We start from the raw sequence: 16,711 nt of genomic DNA, 5'->3' as shown, positions 1-16,711 counted from the left end.
CCAGCACACCTACGCGCTATCGGAGCCCTCCCCGCAGAGTGGCCGACACACCCACAGCTCGACCTCCCGCGTACTGCTGCCGCAGGTCCACTCGACCGACCCGAGGAACTGATCCGCGAGCAGCCGCCGCCCGCACAGCGCGCAGTGCCAGCCCTCCAGCTGGGGCCCGGTCAGCGTGTCCGGATCCGGCATCTCGATGCCCCGCGCCGCCGCGAGCGACTGCTGGGCGACCGGCCGACCGTCGGTCACCGTTCGTCCTCCTCCCCGATCTCGATCCCGAGCTCGGCGACGACCGCCCGGACCAGCGCCTCGCGGAGCCGGTTGGCGTCCGTGAGGTATCGCCCCGGCCCGAGCGGGACACGCCAATGCAGATACGGCCCGCTGGTCCGGTCGATGGAGGGAACCCCGATGTACGAGGTCTCGACGCGCCCCGTACCGAGCGTCTGCACCTGCCGGATCCGTTGCCAGTGCTGCGCTGCCCCCGGGCGGATGAGCCAGTACATGAGGTTGTAGTCGGCGATGACGGCACCGGTCGCCCCACCGAGTAACCCCAGTGCCCGCTCACCGAGCGCCTCGGGAGCCCGCACGGCGTCCCAGTGCGGACCGACTTGGACCATCCGCACGTCGGCGCCGCCGGGCGGCGCCCATGGTTCGGACTTGAGAGAGTCGGCTGCCATGACTGGTGCTGTCCCATCTGCCTGATTGGTGTGGACAGGTAGATGGTTCTCCGCTGCAAGGGCGACAAGTGACCCGGAGAGGGTCAGCCGGGGTCACTCTCCCGCGTGACACCACTCCGCGAAATTGCTCAAGCTCTCGGCATCTCCGCGCCGCAGGCGGCGTAGCGTTGCGGCGTCCTCTCGCACCCACGGGTGATCACGGGTGTGCTGCGGAGCGATGTGGCGCGCGGCCTTGAGCGACTCGAAAGCATCGCTGGTCAGCCCTGACCACAATTGCGCACGGGCCACCTCGATGTAGAACCCGCTGCGGCGCTCGGCGGGAAGGCTTCGCGGCGGGGCCCAATCGTTGGCCACGTCGAGGGCACGACGCACATGGTCACCACCGAGGCTGACGGCAACGGACACTTCATGGACGCGTACGCTGTCCGGCCCGAACGCCGTGCCCTGATAGACGTTTTCAGGCACTGCGTCCCCCAGGCGCCGAGCCTCCGCAAGGTGCTGGTCGGCGGCTTGCACGAGACCGGCGCGCCCGGCGATGACAGCGGCGCGCATGTGCAAGGCACCTCGGGCGGCCATCGCCGCGTCGTCATCACTGGTGGGCGCGCGGTCCAACGCCGCCTCCAGTGCGCGCAGACCAGGAGCGAACGCGCGGGCGGCGAAGAAGGTCTCGGTGCGAACGTACGCAACGGTGGCGTCCAGCAGCGGGTCGTCGGTGTGCGGCGCTGCCCAGCGCATCAGGTCGACCAAACGGGCGGACAGGTCTCGGGCACCGTACTTGTACGCCACAGCGTCAGCGGTTCGGAGGGCGGCGACGAGCAGGGTGGCGGTCTCGGGCTTCTCTTCCGCCGAAGCGAGGTGGAAGGCGCGCATCAGCTCCCCGATGAGCGAGGGTAAGTAGCCTGCGATCCGGACGTACTGGGAGGCCAGACGCCAGGTCACTGCCTCATCCACTGCTGCGGCCAACTCGCTGAGTTGCCGCACCGGCCCGTCGTCCGGCACTTCGTATGCCGCGATGACGGCCGACAAGGACGGCATCGCGGAGTGGACGCGGGCGTCGGTCCGGTCTCGGCTGCCCAACAAGAGGGACGGATCGACACCGAGAGCAGCAGCGAGGGCCTCCACCACGTTGTCGCTGGCGCCCCGGGCGTTGCGTTCGATCTTTCGCAGGGTGCCGATGTGCACGTCGGCGGCGTCCGCCAGCTCTTGCTGTGTCATGCGAGCGATGCGGCGCTGATAGGCCACACGCTTACCGAGATTGGTGGGCATACCGGTGCTCCGTTCGGCGCGTCCACTCCGAACGGTAGCGAGCGGCCTTGCGGCGGCGGGGCCGCTTGCGTCATCCGGCGGTGAGCCGCACGAGATCGTGCAGCGAGTCGATCTGCCAGTCGGCGGCGGCTGCCTCAGCGGTGCCGGACCACAGATGGCCCCACGGCCCACGGCGCAGATGCGCGACGCGCAGTCCCGCCACCTTTGCCGGGCGGACGTCGTTCGCGGGGTGGTCCCCCACGTACACCGTCTTGTCGGGCGCGGTGCCGGTGAGGTCCAGGACGCGGGCGAAGAAGCGGGGGTCGGGTTTGGCCACTCCCCACTCTCCCGATGTGGCGATCTCGTCAACCGGGAGGTCGAGCTCGCGTAGCAACTCGCCGACGTACGCGGTCTGGTTGCCCGCGATGACGACGCGGAGCCCCTCCTCACGGAGGGCCGCGAGGGCTGGACGCACATCCGGGTAGAGATCGGCTTCGTCCAGTCGCTCACCCGCTCCTGCGGCCTCCATCGCGGCTCGCTCGGCGGCGATGTCGATGTCCGGCCGGATGAGCCGCAGGGCTTCGGCGTTGTCGTGGCCCTGAGCGACGACCGCGCCGACGAGCGCGGAGAGGGTGTGGCGGGGAACGTTCAGCCAGTCGGCCCATGCGGCCCATCCGCGGTCATCCCGGATCAGGGTCTCGCCGACATCGAAGACCACTGCGCGAAGCATGCGGGCAGCGTAAAACACGGTGAGGTGACGAGAGCGGGCTCCGGCATCCCCACCTGCCTGATCCCGCCTCGGTTGGGGCATGCTGGGCCACATGAGGCAGGGGGAGCCCGGAGCGGGCGAGGGGTATTCGGGGCGGGCCGGGAGGCGGCGGGTCATCGTCGCGTCCGTGGTGAGCTGTGTGGCCATCGCGGTGGCCGTCACCCATGTGCTGGCGCCGGATCTGAAGATAGACAACGTCACCGTGGCGCTCCTGGTGGTCGCCGTCGTGCCCTGGTTGCGCGATCTGCTCAACAGCATCGAACTGCCGGGCGGGGTGCGCCTGGAGTTCAAGGAGGCGGTCGAGCGGCGCATCGAGGCCGCCGAGCGGATCGCCGACGCCGCCCTCGTGGGGAGCGGCGACGACGGACCCGAGGCCGACGGCGCGACGGCGCTCACGGATGTGCGCCGGCTGGCCGCCGAATACCTCGAGGTCCGTACGTCGATGTCCAGCGGGTCCGCCCGTACGCAGCGTATGAACGGCATCTTCGCCCGGCTGGTGCGCGCCACCCAGCGGCTCGCCGACCCCGACCTGGGCGGCTGGCTCACCTCGCCGGACGGCGGTCTGCGGCTGGCCGCGTACGCGCGGCTCTACGCGGTGCCGGACGCGGACGCGCTGGCCGCCCTTACGGACGCCGTCGTGAAGGAGCCGCTCGCCTTCAGCCAGTACTGGGGCATCCACGCGCTCGACAAGGTCGTGGACGCCGTCGGGGTCGAGGACGTGCCGCGGGGGGTCGTCCGGCGCCTGGAGGACTGCCGGCCGCGCGGCAGTGACCGGGTGGCCCTGCTGCGGCGGCTGATCGCCAAGCTGCACGGGCTTCCGTAACGGCCCTTGCCTGCTGGAGGCGTCGATCAGGCGGTGAGGGACGGGTAGTCGGTGTAGCCCCGGTGGTCGCCGCCGTAGAACGTGGCCGTGTCGGGGGTGTTGAACGGGCCACCGGCGGCCAGTCGCCGCGGCAGGTCGGGGTTGGCCAGGAACAGCGCCCCGTACGCGACCATGTCCGCGGTTCCGTCCTCGATCAGCTTCAGCGCCTCGGGCCCGGTGGCGTCGGGGTGCGTGAACGGGTTGATGATGAACGCGCCCGGCCACGACTTCCGCAGCCGCGGAGTCAGATCCCGGTTCGGCCCCTCCAGCAGGTGGAGATAGGCCAGGTCCAGACCGGCGAGCCGGTCCAGCAGGGCGAGGTAGACCTCGTCCGGGGCGTCCTCGGCGATGTCGTTGTACGGGTTCCCGGGCGAGATCCGCAGACCGACCCGGTGACTGCCGATCGCCTCGGCCACGGCGGTGGCGACCTCGACGGCCAAGCGGATCCGGCCCTCGGTGTCGCCGCCCCAGCCATCCGCGCGCAGATTGGAGTTGGGCGCGAGGAACTGGTGGATCAGATAGCCGTTCGCGCCGTGGATCTCCACTCCGTCGAACCCGGCCTCGACCGCGTTGCGGGCCGCCTCGGCGAAGTCGGCGATCGTCTGCCGGATGTCCGCCTCGCTCAGTTCCCTCGGCGTCACGAAGTCCTTCGGCCCCTCATGGGTGAAGACCTGGCCGTCGGCGGCCACCGCCGAAGGCCCCACCGGCACCAGCCCGTCGGGCAGCAGGCTCGGGTGTCCGACCCGCCCGGTGTGCATCAGCTGCGCGAAGATCACGCCGCCTTCCCGGTGCACGGCGTCGGTCACCGCTCGCCACGCCCGCACCTGCCCGGGGGTGTGCAGTCCGGGGGTGTCGGGGTAGCCCTGGCCGACCGGCGAGGGCTGGATGCCTTCGGTGACGATCAGCCCGGCGCCGGCCCGCTGCGCGTAGTACGTCGCCATCAGCTCCGTCGGCTCCGCGCCGGGCCCGAAGGCGCGGCTGCGGGTCATCGGCGCCATCGCGACGCGGTTGGCCAGGTGCTTGCCGCCCAGGACGATCGGATCGAAGGGGGTGGTCATGGCTCCTCCTTGGGATGGGTGATGCCTGTCCGAACAAGTAAATCACCTAGCCGAACAAGTAAATGGGGCGGAGCCATTCCTGGAGGTGAATGTGATGTGGGTTACATGCTTTTACCTGGGCGTATGGGGATCAATACATGAAAGGGCGGGCGGGAGTGCCGCTCAGAAGGTAGACTTACCCTGCCCAAGCAGGAAAGTGAGGATGAGATGACGCACTCCACGCCGGAGGCCCGGAAGGGGCCCTCGGTGACGGGGCGGGAGGCCACCGTCCCGGTGCCCGCCGCGGCCGGCGGCGGGCCGGTCAGCCACGCGATCTTCCGCCTGGTCCGGCTGCACCGCATGCTCGCGGGACAGCTGCTGCGCCGCATCGGCCTGCATCCGGGCCAGGAGCTGGTCATGATGCATCTGTGGGAGCTCGGCCCGCAGCGGCAGACCGACCTGGTGCGGCTGCTGGACTCCGACGCCGCCACCATGACCCGCACCGTCCGGCGCCTGGAGCAGGCGGGTTTCGTCCGCCGCAGCCCCTCGCCCACCGACAAGCGCGCGACGATCGTCGAACCCACGGTGGCCAGCCAAGCCCTGCGCCACGAGGTCGAGCGGATCTGGAGCCGGCTCGAGGACATGTCGACGGCGGGCCTCTCCGACGACGAGAGCGCCGCGGCCCTACGCACCCTGGAGCGCCTGGAGGGCAACCTCGCCCAGGCCGTGACCGACTCCGCGGGGGCGGCGGAGACGAAGCGCTGACACCAGCTTTTGAGGGCGCCGTCAATCGTTCGTGATGACCACCTTCCCGAAGTGCCCCCGCCCCGCGAAGTACCGGTACGCGGCGGGCGCCTCGGCGAACGGGAAGGCGCGGTCGACGACGGGGCGCAGCCGGTGGTGCTCGATCGCGCGGTTCATCTGCTCGAACATCTCCCGGCTGCCCACGAACATCCCCTGCAGCGTGACGCCCTTGAGCAGTACGGCGGACGGGTCGGCCCCGCCGTCCCGGGACAGTACGCCGATGAGGCTGATCCGCCCGCCGACGCGCACGGCCTCCAGCGACTGCGGCAGGGTGCCCGCGCCGCCCACCTCCACGACGTGGTCGACACCGCCGCCGGTCGCCTCGGCCACCACGCGGCCCCAGTCGGGGGTGCGGGCGTAGTTGACGCCGTCGGTGGCGCCGAGCGAGCGCAGTCGCTCCAGTTTGGTGTCGTCGCTGGAGGTGGCGAGCACCCTCGCCCCACCGAGGGCGGCGAACTGCAGGGCGAACAGCGACACTCCACCGCTGCCCAGGGTCAGCACCGTCTGGCCGGGGGCGAGCCCACCGGTGACCGCCACCGCGTGCCACGCGGTCATCGCGGCGCACGGCAGCGTCGCGGTCTCGGCGAAGTCCAGCTGCGCGGGGGCGGCGACCAGGGCCTCCTGGTCGAAGAGGACGTACTCCGCGAGTACCCCGTCCGCCGGGCCGCCCAGCGCGCCCGCCGTCTTCCGCGCGGCGGGCGGCCCGGAGAGCCAGCCGGGCATGAAGATCCCGGCGACCCGGTCGCCCTCCCGCCACCGGGTGACCTCGGAACCGGCGTCCACGACCTCGCCCGCGCCGTCGGACAGCGGTACGACATCGGGCTTCAGCGCACGTCCGTACGTGTCCGACGCGATCATCAGGTCCCGGTAGTTGAGCGACCAGGCCCGCATCCGGACCAGCACCTCACGCGGTCCGGGGGCGGGCACGTCGCGCTCGTCCAGCCGGAGGGCGTCCACGCCGGTGAGGCGCGGCAGGTGGTAGTAGCGCGTCTTCATCACACCGTTCCTCTTCTCGTACGGTTCCTCTTCTCACGCGGTCCTCTTCTCACGCGGTCCGCGGGATCGTTCATCGCCCGTTCCGCGGGATCGGGACGGCCTGGCCGCTGACCCGCGCCCGGGGGTCGTCGGGCGTGATGTCGAGCAGGAGGTCGCTGGGGCGGCCCATGTCCTCGCCCTGGCGGATACGGATCCTGGTCCGGCCGCCGACCAGGCCGAGTACCCGCAGATAGCCGCCGAAGGCGGCGGCCGCGGCGCCGGTGGCCGGGTCCTCGACCACCCCGCCGACGGGGAACGGATCGCGGGCGTGGAAGGCCATGCTCTCGGCAGAGCCGTCCGCGGGCTCACGCCACACCAGATGCACCGTCGTCCAGCCGCGCCGCCGCATCACCGCATCGAGCGCGTCGAAGTCGTAGTCGAGGTCCGCCAGTCGCTCGCGGGTGGCGGCGGCGAGGACGAGGTGGTCGTTGCCCGCGAAGGCGACATGCGGGGGCAGGGCCGGGTCCAGGTCGTCCGCGGACCAGCCCAGCGCCGCCAGCGTCGGCTCGAGCTCCGTGTCCGGGTCGGCGGGGCGCGAGCGGGTGGGAACGCTGGTGAGCGTGGCGCGGGGCGGCCCGTCGCCGTCGGCCGTGGTAGCGACGCGGATCTCGCCCGAGGCCGTGTCGAAGACCAGCTCACCCGGGCCGTCACGCTCGGCGAGGGCCACGGCCGTGGCGATGGTGGCGTGTCCGCAGAACGCGACCTCGGCGAGCGGGCTGAAGTACCGCAGCCGGTAGCGGCGCGCGGTCTCGTCCCGTTCGGTGATGAACGCGGTCTCCGAGTAGCCGACCCGCGCGGCGATGGCGGTCATGGCCGCGTCGTCGTCCGCGACGGCCGCGGCGTCGAGGACCACTCCGGCGGGATTGCCGCCGTCGGGGCGGGTGGTGAAGGCGGAGTAGTGCAGTACGTCGACATCCGGGGTGGCGGCGGTGGAGGCGTTGGGCGTCGTGGGCGCGGTGGACGCGGTGGGCGTCGTGGATGTGGCGAACGCGGTGGCGGACGTGGTGGCGGACGCGGTGGGTCCGGTGGGTGCGGTCATGCCGTCCACGGTTCCACCGCCCCCGGTATCGCGTCCAACGATTCCTTTCGCTGGAGTCGATCGAGAAACCCAATGAGAGCAGGTCGGGGCCCCTATCCTGACTCTCGTGGACACACGACTCCTGAAGACGTTCGCGGCGCTGGCGAGAACCGGCAGCTTCACGGCGACCGCCACCGAGCTCCATCTCGCCCAGTCCACCGTCACCGTCCAGATACGCACCCTGGAACGGGAACTGGGCACCCGCCTCTTCGACCGGCTGCCCTCAGGCGCCCTGCCGACCAGCGCCGGACGCCGATTGCTGACGGAGGCCGAGGAGGTCCTGGACGCCGAGGCCCGGCTGCGCACGGTGGCGGCGGCCGGAAACGGCGACGGTGCGGACGGCGCGGTGGAGGGCCCGGTGGCCCTCGGCGCGGGCGAGTCGCTGTGCGCCTCGCACCTCCCCCGCGTGATCGCCTCGCTGCGCCGCAGCCACCCCGGTATCGACGTCCACCTCCACCCCGCGGGCAGCGCGGCGGCCGTCGAGGGGCTGCGTACGGGACGCCTCGACCTCGTCCTCCTCCTCGAACAGGACGTGGCCGACGCCGACCTGGTGGCCCGCCCCATCGCCCGCGAACCCCTCGTCTACGTCGCCGCCCCCGGCCACCCGCTGGCCGGACGCGAGGCGGGCTGGGACGAACTGGCCGGGCAGAGCTTCTTCGTCCATGAACAGGGCTGCTCCTACAGCGACCACCTCGTCCGCACCCTCCTCACCCTCCCCGGCCCGGCACCGCGCCTCACCCGCTTCGGCAGCATCGAGGCCGCCCGCGCCTGCGTCGCCGCGGGCCTCGGCCTGACGCTGCTCCCCCGCGCCACGGTGGAACGCCAACTCGCCGAGGGCTACCTCGCCGAGGTCCACGGCCCGGCCATCCCCCCGGTCCCCGTCCAGCTCACCCGCCACCGCCGCCGCTGGACCAGCCCGGCGGCGCGGGCGGTGGCGGACGAGCTGACGCGGCTGCTGGCCGCGTGAGCCGTACGTCAGACGACCGCCGGACGAGGCGGGCCGTACGTCAGACCAGCGTGACGCCGTCGTGGGCACGGATCGCCGGTGGGGTGGCGGTGTCGAGGGCGTCCAGGACGCGCACGGCGTACGCCTCGTCGGCGAGATCGGGGACCTCGGCGCGGGTGGCCCAGCGCCAGGCGCGGGTGCGGGGGCCGGTGGCGGGGGTGCCGTCGAGGGCCTCGCAGCGGAAGACGAGGGAGACGGTGAGGTCGGTCATGTCCTTGTAGACCCCGGTGAGCGCGGCCGGAAGCGCGATCTTGACGCCCGTCTCCTCGAGGATCTCGCGCTGCAGGGCGTCCGGGATGGTGGCGTCGGGGTCGAGCGCACCGCCCGGCGGCTCCCAGGTGCTGCCGTCGCGCCGCTTGATCAGCAGCGCCCGGCCGCGCTCGTCCACGATGACTCCGGCGACGCTGACGCGGTGCGGGCGGTCAGTGGTCACGTTTCCTCGGCCCTCTCGGCTGGCTGGGGTTTCTCACGGTAGCAACGCCCGGATGGGACCGGGGCGCCTAAGGGGTGTCCCGTGTCCTCAATCGCCGGACGGGCTGAATGCAGCCCGTCCAGGGGGCACCTCCCAGCGGTAGCTGGGGGAGATTGAGGACACGCCCGAAGGGCGTCCGGGGTCTGGGGCGGAGCCCCAGTTGTGGGAAGGGGCGGGGAGGGGAAAGAGCCCGCCGCAGGCGTCACAACCCGCCGGACACCCCCTAACGAACCTCGACCGCGCCGTCGTCCGCCCCGCCCCGCCGCTTCGGCTTGGCCTCGCCCTCCGCGCCCGGGGCACCCATGTTGCGCCGTACCGCGTCCAGGATGGTCAGCCCCTGGCCGACCAGGCCCGCCGCGATCTCGCCCAGCCCGTCCGCCCCGTTGAGGACGTTGACGTTCGCCCCGGAGAGCCCGGAGGCGGCCTCCTTGACGATCTGCGGCAGTTGGTCGATCAGCATGCGGTCGAGCGCTACCCGGCCGTGTGAGGCCGCCGCCTCGGCCTGGATCCTCATCCGCTCCGCCTCGGCCAGCGCCACCACCCGGATCCGCTCGGCCTCCGCCTCCGCCGGCTTCACGATCTCGGCCACCAGCTGCTGCTGCCGCAGATCGGCCGCCCGCTGGGCCAACTCCGTGCGCGCGGACAGCACCTCCTGCTGTGCGTGCGCCTCCGCCAGCGGTCCGGCCTGGGCGGCCTGCGCCTGGGCGCGGTCCACCTCGGCGTTGTACTGGGCCTGCACCACCGCCGTCTGCCGCGCGTACTCGGCCTGGTTGCGCGCCGCCTCCTGCTCCGCCTCGGCCGACGCCTGGCTGGCCTGCGCCTGGGCGATCTGGGCCTGCCGCTGGATGGCGGCCTTGTGCGGGGCGGACATCGCGTCGATATAGCCGGTGTCGCCGTCGTCGATCGACTGGATCTGCAACGAGTCCACGATCAGACCGATCTTCGCCATCTCCGCCTTGGAGGTGTCCAGCACCTCGGTGGCCAGCTTCTGCCGCTCGGTGATGAGCTCCTCGACCGTCATCGAGCCGATGATGGCCCGCAGATGACCCGCGAAGATCCGCCCCGTCAGCACCGCCATCTGCTCCTGGTCGGAGAGGAACCGCTGCCCCGCGTTGACGATGGACTCGGTGTCATTGCCCACCTTGAACGCGATCACCGCGCGCACCGTCAGCGTGATGCCCTGCCGGCTGACGCACTTCTCCGCGACCTCGGCCTCACACATCGCCAGGGTCAGGAAGCGGACCTTGCGGAAGACCGGGAGCACGAACTTGCCGTGCCCGGTCACCACGCGAAACGGCGCACCCCCTTGTCCACGCCTGCCACCCGAGATCAGCATCGCCTGGTCGGGTGCGGGCACGCGGTAACCGAACATCCTTCGTCTCCTCAACCGGCGCCGCCGGCCCCGCCGGACGACGCGTTCAATGGATCGGTCCACTCGATGACGTCGACCTGGCGGGAGCCGCGGAAGTCGATCACGAGGACGGACGCGCCTTGCGGCAGCGGGTCGGAGGACCAGGCGAGGAACGTCTCCGAGCCGCCTCTGACGCGCACCAGGACCTCGCCGGGACCACTGGCACCACGGGTGCCGAGAAGCAGCACCCCGGTGCGACCGATCACAGGATCATCCGGTGTCATGCGGCAGCCGCCCCCCGTAGTTCCGCTGCTGAAATCCGACGTTAGACCGTTTTCCCGGCGCCGGATACGGTTGTGCGCAGCGGGGATCGGGTGAACCGCCACCCGCGGGGGCGGCCGCTACGAGGTGGCGTCCTTGGCGTCGTCGCTCTTCGTGTCGCTCTTCGTGCCGGTGTCGCTTTTCGTGTCGGTGTCGGTGTCGGTGTCGGTGCCGGTGTCGGTGTCCGCGTCGCCGCCGGTGTCCGCGTCGGCCTTGCTCTCGGCTTCCGCCTCGGCCCCGCCGTCCTCCGAGTCCTCGAAATACGCGTCGAGGACCGCGTCCAGCTCCGCCGTCCACTCCTTGAGGAGCTTGCGGGCCGGTGCCTCGACATCGGCGGTGTACCAGCGCCGGTTGGTCGTATAGACGGTGATCCCGAAGCGCTTGCCGAACCGCGGGGTGTCGACCTCCACCGCGCCGATCTCGTCCCACCCGAACTCGGCCTTCTCGCCGTCGAGTTCGAATGTGACCCCGCGGCGCCCGGCTCGTATCGCACCGCGCCGGTCGGACACCTCGAAGACGGCCCCGCCGTCCGTGTCCTCGTCCTCGTCCGCGTCCTCCTTCTCGTCGTCGTCCGCTTCCCCGTCGGACGCGACGACGTCCTTCGACGCGTCGGCTTCGCCGTCGGACTCCGCCTCGGCCTCGACGCCCTCTTCCTCGTCGAGCTCCGGCTCGTCCTCGGCGGTGACTTCCTCCGGCGGCTGTTCCGCCGCTGCCTTGTCCGGGGCGTCCTCCTCCTTATCGGCAGGGCGCGGGGACGTCAGGCCGGGGATGTACCCCGGATCCGTCCCGGCGGTGTGCATGGGCGGGATGATCGGTCCAGTGCTCTGCTCCACGGCCGGAAGTATTGCCGATAAACCTGTGCCGACGACAGGCAACCCCGGGGCCAATCAGGCAGACACGGGAAAGCCGCAGGTTACGCGGAGCCGATTCCGGCGCGGGCCGCAGCGGTCGCCCGACGGGCGCGTCCCTTTACTGTACCTTTACTATGAGTGTGGGGACACTTGACCTACTAGCGCCCTCCCAGCACTTTCCCAGCGACGTAAGGAGCACCGGACCCGCAATGGGCGAACCTCCCAGTACCACCCGTGCCATACCCCGCCCGCACCTCAGCGGAGCCCCCCTTACCGGGCAGACGGGATTGGCACGGTGACCGAGATCCTGCTGCTTCTCCTCGCGCTGGCCCTCACCCTCGCCTGCGCCCTCTTCGTGGCCGCCGAGTTCTCCCTCACCACCGTCGAGCGTGGCGCCCTGGAGCGCGCCGCCGAGGCCGGTGAGCGCGGGGCCGACAGCGCGCTCACGGCGGTGCGCCGGCTGACGTTCCAGCTTTCCGGGGCCCAGCTGGGCATCACCGTCACCTCCCTGGTGATCGGCATGCTCGCCGAGCCCTCGCTGGCCGTCCTCCTCGAAACCCCGCTCACCGCGCTCGGCCTGCCCGAGGGCGCGGCGTCGACGACCGCCGTGGTGCTGGGCGTGGCCGTCTCCACGGTGGTGCTGATGGTCGCCGGGGAGCTGGTGCCCAAGAACTGGGCCATCTCCCGGCCCCTGCACGTGGCCAAGGCGGTCGCCTCCCCGCAGCGCGCCTTCACCGCCGCCTTCGCCCCGCTGATCCACCACCTCAACAACACGGCCAACCGCCTGGTGCGCCGCATGGGCCTGGAGCCCGCCGAGGAGCTGGCCTCGGCCCGTACGCCGGACGAGCTGGTCGCGCTGGCCCGCCACTCGGCCGCCGCGGGCGCGCTGGAGCAGGACGCGGCCGAGCTGTTCGTCCGTACGCTCCACCTGGGCGAGCTCACCGCCGAGAACGTGATGACCCCGCGCGTGGACGTCCAGGCGCTGGAGGCCCACGCCACCGCCGCCGACGCGGCCAACCTCACCCTGGCCACCGGGCGGTCCCGCTTCCCCGTCTACCGCGACACCCTGGACGAGGTGGTCGGCACCGTGCACATCCGCGACGTCCTCGCCCTGGACGCCGCCCGCCGCGCCACCACCCCCGTCACCGACCTGGCCACGCCCCCGCTCCTGGTGCCCGACAGCCTCCCGGTGGACCGGCTGCTGGACCGGCTGCGCCGTGCGCACACCATGGCCGTCGTCATCGACGAGTACGGGGGCACCGCGGGCATCGCCACCCTGGAGGACATCGTCGAGGAGATCGTCGGCGACGTCCGCGACGAACACGACACCGACGAGACCCCCGGCCTGGTGCCTCTCGGCCCCGGCGCCTGGGAGACGGACGGCGGCGTACGGCTGGACGAGCTCACCGGCATCGGCCTGACCGCCCCCGAGGGCCCGTACGAAACCGTGGCGGGCCTGCTGGCCACGGCCCTGGGGCGGATCCCGGCGGCCGGGGACACCTTCGAGACGGACGACGGCTGGCAGCTCACGGTCCTGAAGGTGGACCACCACCGCGCCGACCGCGTACGGATCACGAAGGCCGCCGAGGCCACTGAGCCCGCCGAGCCCGCCCAGCCCGCCGAGGCCGTCCAGACCACTGAGCACCCCGAGGCCGCCCGATGACCGTCGTCCAACTCACCATCGGTGCCCTCACCCTCCTCACCAACGCCTTCTTCGTCGGCGCCGAATTCGCCCTGATCTCCGTGCGCCGCAGCCAGATCGAACCGCGTGCCCAGGCGGGGGAGAAGCGGGCGCGCGGTGTGCTGTGGGCGCTGGAGCACCTGTCCGCGCTGATGGCCACCGCCCAGCTCGGCATCACCATCTCCTCCCTGGTGCTGGGCGCGGTCGCCGAACCGGCCATCGCCCATCTGCTGGAGCCCGGCTTCGACGCCGTTCACGTCCCCGAGGCCCTGGTGCATCCGATCGCGTTCGTCATCGCGCTCACGGCGGCCACGTATCTCCACATGCTCGTCGGCGAGATGGTCCCCAAGAACATCGCCCTCGCCGCGCCCGAGCGCACCGCGCTCCTCCTCGGCCCGCCGCTGGTGGCCCTCACCCGCCTCCTGCGCCCCGTCGTCTTCGGCGTCAACGCCTTCGCCAACGCGCTGCTGCGGCTGCTGAAGGTCGAGCCCAAGGACGAGGTCGAGTCGGTCTTCACCGACGCCGAACTCATCCGGCTGGTACGGGACTCCAGCGAGGCCGGGCTGCTGGACAAGTCCGGTGGCGAGCGGCTGCGCGACGCCCTGGAACTGGGCACCCGGCGGGTCGGCGACATCCTCGTCCCCCTCGACGAGATGGTCACCGTCGACCACCGCGTCACCCCCGACCGACTGGAACGCACGGCGGCCGCCTCCGGCTGCTCCCGCCTCCCGGTCACCGGACCCGGCGGCGCCATCCTGGGCTATCTGCACATCAAGGACACCCTCGGCATCGCCGACCGGGACCGCCCCTTCCCCCGCACCGCCGTCCACACCGTGCCCCGCGTGCGCGCCGACACCCCGCTGGACGACACCCTCACCACCATGCGCGCCACCGGCGCCCACCTGGCCGCCGTGACGGCCGACACCGGCACGGTCCTGGGCTTCGTCACGATGACGGACGTCCTGGACGAACTCGTGGGCCCGGCCACCCCGGCGTAGCGGCGCAGCGGCGCGGCCGGGGGTGTCACACCGCGCCGCTCAGGACGACGGCCGGGCCGACGGATGAACCGACGGATGAACCGACGGACGGTCCGGCCGTACGGAGAACGCCGTGTCCCCGGCCGTCGCCACGATCGCGTCCTTGACGAGCACGACCCTCGGCTCCGCGTCCTGCGCCGCGGTCCCGGGGTCGTTCAGCGCGGCCGTACGCCACGCCTCCTTGCCGTCGTCCACGGCCAGCGCCAGCAGACGGCCGAAGCGGTTGGCGAAGTACAGCTGCCCGTACCGCCGGGACAGCACCGGCTCGGACAGGCTCTCCGTTTCCGTCGCCCGCTGCCACAGCTCCCGGCCGCTGTCCGCCGCCACCGCGGTGACCGTGCCGTTGGGACGGACGAAGTAGACGGTGCCGTGCAGCAGGGTCGGCCTGCCGAGCACGGGGCGCTTCAGCGGGATCCGCGTGGTCTCGCCGGTGCGCGGATCCACCCGCACCATGGCCTTGTACGGGCGCTCGTACCCCGAGTCGTAGACCTCCTTCGCGGTCTGCGGGATCAGGAACAGCGGCTTGCCCTGGACCGCGCCCAGGGTCAGCGTCTTCGCCGGGAGGGTGGTGAGCGTGCGCCGCGTGCCGTCGGAGGGGTCGAGCCGCAGCAGGTCGTACGGGCCCTCGGCGGCCAGGCCGTCGGAGCCGCTGGGCGCGCACAGGGCGTACGGTGCGCCGCCCAGCACCGTCGGCTCGCAGAACCTCCCCTCGAGCGCGGGCGACTGCCACAGCCGCGCACCCGATGGCCCGTAGGCGACGAGCTCCCGGCCATCCGCCGACAGCGTCAGCACCCCGCCGGGGAAGATGCGCACCGAGGCGGAGCCGCTGATGCTCCGCTCCCACCGCTGCTTCTTGGTGGCGGCGTCCAGTGCCACCACAAGCCGCCCGCCGTCCCCCTCCGCCTCCCGGTAGGTGTAGACGATCCCGTCCCGCACCCCGATGGGCCGCGCCAGCTGGGGGCGGGTGCCCCATCGCCACTGGACGCGGCCGGTGCCGGCGTCGACCCTGGCGACCGTGAACCCGCTGCCGCCGCAGTACAGGGTCCGGCCGTCCTCCGGGACACATCCGGGCTCGTCGTAGACGAGGGGCGGCCCCTCGGTCCCGACCCGCAGATCCGTCCGCCATGGCTGCCAGCCCTTGGGAAGCGAGGCGGGCTGCTGGGAGTGCGCGGCGTCGGTGGTGGCGGACGCGTCGTCGCCCGACGAGCCCGTCCCGTCCGGGGCGAAGACCGCCGCGGCGACGATCAGCCCGGTGACGGTCAGGGCCACCCCGGCGGTGGTGACGACGAGCCGCCGCCGGGCGCCTCGCTTCGGCACGGTCCGCCGGGACGCGGGGGGCTGGGGGTCGTGGGCCGGGGCGGGGGATGGGACCGAGGCCGGGACCGGGGATGGGACCGGGCCCGGGGCCGGGGAGGCTGGAGGAGGGCCGAAGGCGGGCGTCGCCGGGCCGTGGGGCGTCGCCGGGCCGTGGGCCGCCCCGGGGCTGCCGACCGCCCCATGCCCGTCGACCGTTACGGAGCCATCGGCCGCCGACGGGGAAGCCGCCGGGAAGTCCGACAGCTCGCGCAGCATGCGATGCAGCTCGTCCAGGACCGGCCGGGCCTCCGGCTCCTTGGCCAGACAGCGCTCGGCGATGGGCCGCAGCGGTTCCGGGACCCCTTCCAGCGTCGGATGCTCGTACATCACCTGGTAGCCCGACAGATAGGGGCTGTCCGACTCGAACGGGCTGCTGCCCCGCGCCGCGTACACCAGCAGCGAGCCCAGCGAGAAGACGTCCGACGCCCCCGTGACGCCGCGCGGACTGCGCAGCTGCTCCGGCGACATGAACGGCGGGGTGCCGAGCACCCGCCCGATGGTGACGGTGAGCGTCTGGCTGTCGACGGCGCGGGAGATGCCGAAGTCGATGACGCGCGGACCGTCCTCGGCCATCAGGATGTTGGCGGGCTTGAGGTCCCGGTGCACCACCCCGGCCCGGTGGATGTCGCGCAGCGCCTCGACCAGCCCGAGGCCGAGCGTCCGCAACTCCCGCCCGCTCAAGGGGCCGTTCCTCCGGACGACCTCGGAGAGGGTCTGCCCCGGTACGTACAGGGTGGCCATCCACGGCCGGTCGGCCTCCGGATCGGCGTCCACGACGGGGGCGGTGAACGCCCCGCTCACCCGGCGCGCCGCCGCGACCTCCTGCCGGAAGCGGGTGCGGAACTCCTCGTCCTGCGCGTACTGCTCATGGACCAGCTTGATCGCGACCTGCCGCCCCGAGGCCGCACGCCCGAGGTACACGACGCCCATGCCGCCCGCCCCGAGCCGGTCGAGCAGGGCGTAGCCGCCTATGGATTCCGGATCCCCGGTGGCCAGCGGCATCGCCGATCCCCTCTCCCGCGCCTCTCCCGCGCTGTTTTTTCCGCGTCTCGAACGGCCCTGTCGAAGACCTACATTAGGTCGGCTGGCGCCCCGGCGGACCATGCCGTCCAGTACGTGGCGGAACGGT

Annotated in this window: 17 protein-coding genes; 5 read left to right on the top strand and 12 right to left on the bottom strand. The window is 72.2% G+C overall.

Features of this window, described 5'->3' with window-relative positions; genetic code table 11:
• Positions 1 to 9: 9 nt before the first annotated feature.
• The 4 genes from JK364_RS28235 to JK364_RS28220 all read right to left on the bottom strand — a co-directional run bounded on the left by JK364_RS28235 (position 10) and on the right by JK364_RS28220 (position 2,652).
• Positions 10 to 249, bottom strand: a complete 240-nt coding sequence (locus JK364_RS28235) for a hypothetical protein (protein ID WP_307841403.1) — start codon at positions 247 to 249, stop codon at positions 10 to 12.
• A complete protein-coding gene (locus JK364_RS28230; RefSeq protein WP_230992603.1) occupies positions 246 to 677 on the bottom strand; it encodes a hypothetical protein in 432 nt (143 codons plus the stop codon). The genes JK364_RS28235 and JK364_RS28230 overlap by 4 nt, the downstream gene beginning before the upstream one ends.
• A 93-nt stretch (positions 678 to 770) precedes the next feature.
• Complete coding sequence (locus JK364_RS28225; protein ID WP_201854133.1) at positions 771 to 1,943, bottom strand: helix-turn-helix domain-containing protein; 1,173 nt, start codon at positions 1,941 to 1,943, stop codon at positions 771 to 773.
• A gap of 70 nt (positions 1,944 to 2,013) precedes the next feature.
• Positions 2,014 to 2,652, bottom strand: coding sequence for an HAD family hydrolase (locus tag JK364_RS28220; RefSeq protein ID WP_201854132.1), 639 nt, complete (start codon positions 2,650 to 2,652; stop codon positions 2,014 to 2,016).
• A 91-nt stretch (positions 2,653 to 2,743) separates the two neighbouring features.
• On the opposite strand from JK364_RS28220, the gene JK364_RS28215 reads away from it, so the two are divergent.
• A complete protein-coding gene (locus JK364_RS28215) occupies positions 2,744 to 3,514 on the top strand; it encodes a hypothetical protein (protein WP_201854131.1) in 771 nt (256 codons plus the stop codon).
• A 26-nt stretch (positions 3,515 to 3,540) separates the two neighbouring features.
• Here the strand turns inward: JK364_RS28215 and JK364_RS28210 are convergent, their stop codons facing one another.
• A complete protein-coding gene (locus tag JK364_RS28210; RefSeq protein ID WP_201854130.1) occupies positions 3,541 to 4,611 on the bottom strand; it encodes an alkene reductase in 1,071 nt (356 codons plus the stop codon).
• A 207-nt stretch (positions 4,612 to 4,818) separates the two neighbouring features.
• On the opposite strand from JK364_RS28210, the gene JK364_RS28205 reads away from it, so the two are divergent.
• Complete coding sequence (locus tag JK364_RS28205; protein ID WP_201854129.1) at positions 4,819 to 5,355, top strand: MarR family winged helix-turn-helix transcriptional regulator; 537 nt, start codon at positions 4,819 to 4,821, stop codon at positions 5,353 to 5,355.
• A gap of 21 nt (positions 5,356 to 5,376) precedes the next feature.
• Here the strand turns inward: JK364_RS28205 and JK364_RS28200 are convergent, their stop codons facing one another.
• Together JK364_RS28200 and JK364_RS28195 are read right to left on the bottom strand one after the other, a co-directional pair.
• Positions 5,377 to 6,390, bottom strand: a complete 1,014-nt coding sequence (locus JK364_RS28200) for a zinc-dependent alcohol dehydrogenase family protein (RefSeq protein ID WP_201854128.1) — start codon at positions 6,388 to 6,390, stop codon at positions 5,377 to 5,379.
• 70 nt (positions 6,391 to 6,460) lie between these two features.
• Entirely contained in the window at positions 6,461 to 7,468 is a 1,008-nt protein-coding gene (locus JK364_RS28195) for a PhzF family phenazine biosynthesis isomerase (protein ID WP_201854127.1), read from the bottom strand.
• A gap of 106 nt (positions 7,469 to 7,574) precedes the next feature.
• Between JK364_RS28195 and JK364_RS28190 the strand changes: the two genes are divergently transcribed.
• On the top strand, positions 7,575 to 8,474 hold the full coding sequence (locus JK364_RS28190; RefSeq protein WP_201854126.1) for a LysR family transcriptional regulator: 900 nt from the start codon (positions 7,575 to 7,577) through the stop codon (positions 8,472 to 8,474).
• Between the two features lie 40 nt (positions 8,475 to 8,514).
• On the opposite strand, the gene JK364_RS28185 is transcribed toward JK364_RS28190, so the two are convergent.
• The 4 genes from JK364_RS28185 to JK364_RS28170 all read right to left on the bottom strand — a co-directional run bounded on the left by JK364_RS28185 (position 8,515) and on the right by JK364_RS28170 (position 11,490).
• A complete protein-coding gene (locus tag JK364_RS28185) occupies positions 8,515 to 8,946 on the bottom strand; it encodes an NUDIX hydrolase (RefSeq protein WP_201854125.1) in 432 nt (143 codons plus the stop codon).
• Between the two features lie 262 nt (positions 8,947 to 9,208).
• Positions 9,209 to 10,357, bottom strand: a complete 1,149-nt coding sequence (locus tag JK364_RS28180; protein WP_201854124.1) for an SPFH domain-containing protein — start codon at positions 10,355 to 10,357, stop codon at positions 9,209 to 9,211.
• Between the two features lie 11 nt (positions 10,358 to 10,368).
• Complete coding sequence (locus JK364_RS28175) at positions 10,369 to 10,620, bottom strand: NfeD C-terminal domain-containing protein (RefSeq protein ID WP_044572350.1); 252 nt, start codon at positions 10,618 to 10,620, stop codon at positions 10,369 to 10,371.
• Between the two features lie 117 nt (positions 10,621 to 10,737).
• A complete protein-coding gene (locus JK364_RS28170; protein ID WP_307841402.1) occupies positions 10,738 to 11,490 on the bottom strand; it encodes a hypothetical protein in 753 nt (250 codons plus the stop codon).
• Positions 11,491 to 11,803: 313 nt separating this feature from the next.
• Here JK364_RS28170 and JK364_RS28165 point away from each other — a divergent pair, with 313 nt between their 5' ends.
• A complete protein-coding gene (locus tag JK364_RS28165) occupies positions 11,804 to 13,171 on the top strand; it encodes a hemolysin family protein (protein WP_307841401.1) in 1,368 nt (455 codons plus the stop codon).
• On the top strand, positions 13,168 to 14,187 hold the full coding sequence (locus tag JK364_RS28160; protein WP_201854123.1) for a hemolysin family protein: 1,020 nt from the start codon (positions 13,168 to 13,170) through the stop codon (positions 14,185 to 14,187). Before JK364_RS28165 ends, JK364_RS28160 begins: the two co-directional genes overlap by 4 nt.
• A 39-nt stretch (positions 14,188 to 14,226) precedes the next feature.
• Here the strand turns inward: JK364_RS28160 and JK364_RS28155 are convergent, their stop codons facing one another.
• On the bottom strand, positions 14,227 to 16,584 hold the full coding sequence (locus tag JK364_RS28155; RefSeq protein ID WP_201854122.1) for a serine/threonine-protein kinase: 2,358 nt from the start codon (positions 16,582 to 16,584) through the stop codon (positions 14,227 to 14,229).
• Between the last annotated feature and the right edge of the window lie 127 nt (positions 16,585 to 16,711).

Origin of the sequence: Streptomyces endocoffeicus, assembly GCF_016741935.1 — a bacterium.
Classification (GTDB): domain Bacteria; phylum Actinomycetota; class Actinomycetes; order Streptomycetales; family Streptomycetaceae; genus Streptomyces; species Streptomyces endocoffeicus.
The sequence above is the reverse complement of the archived record's forward strand: the minus strand, read 5'-3'. Positions and strand labels throughout refer to the sequence as shown.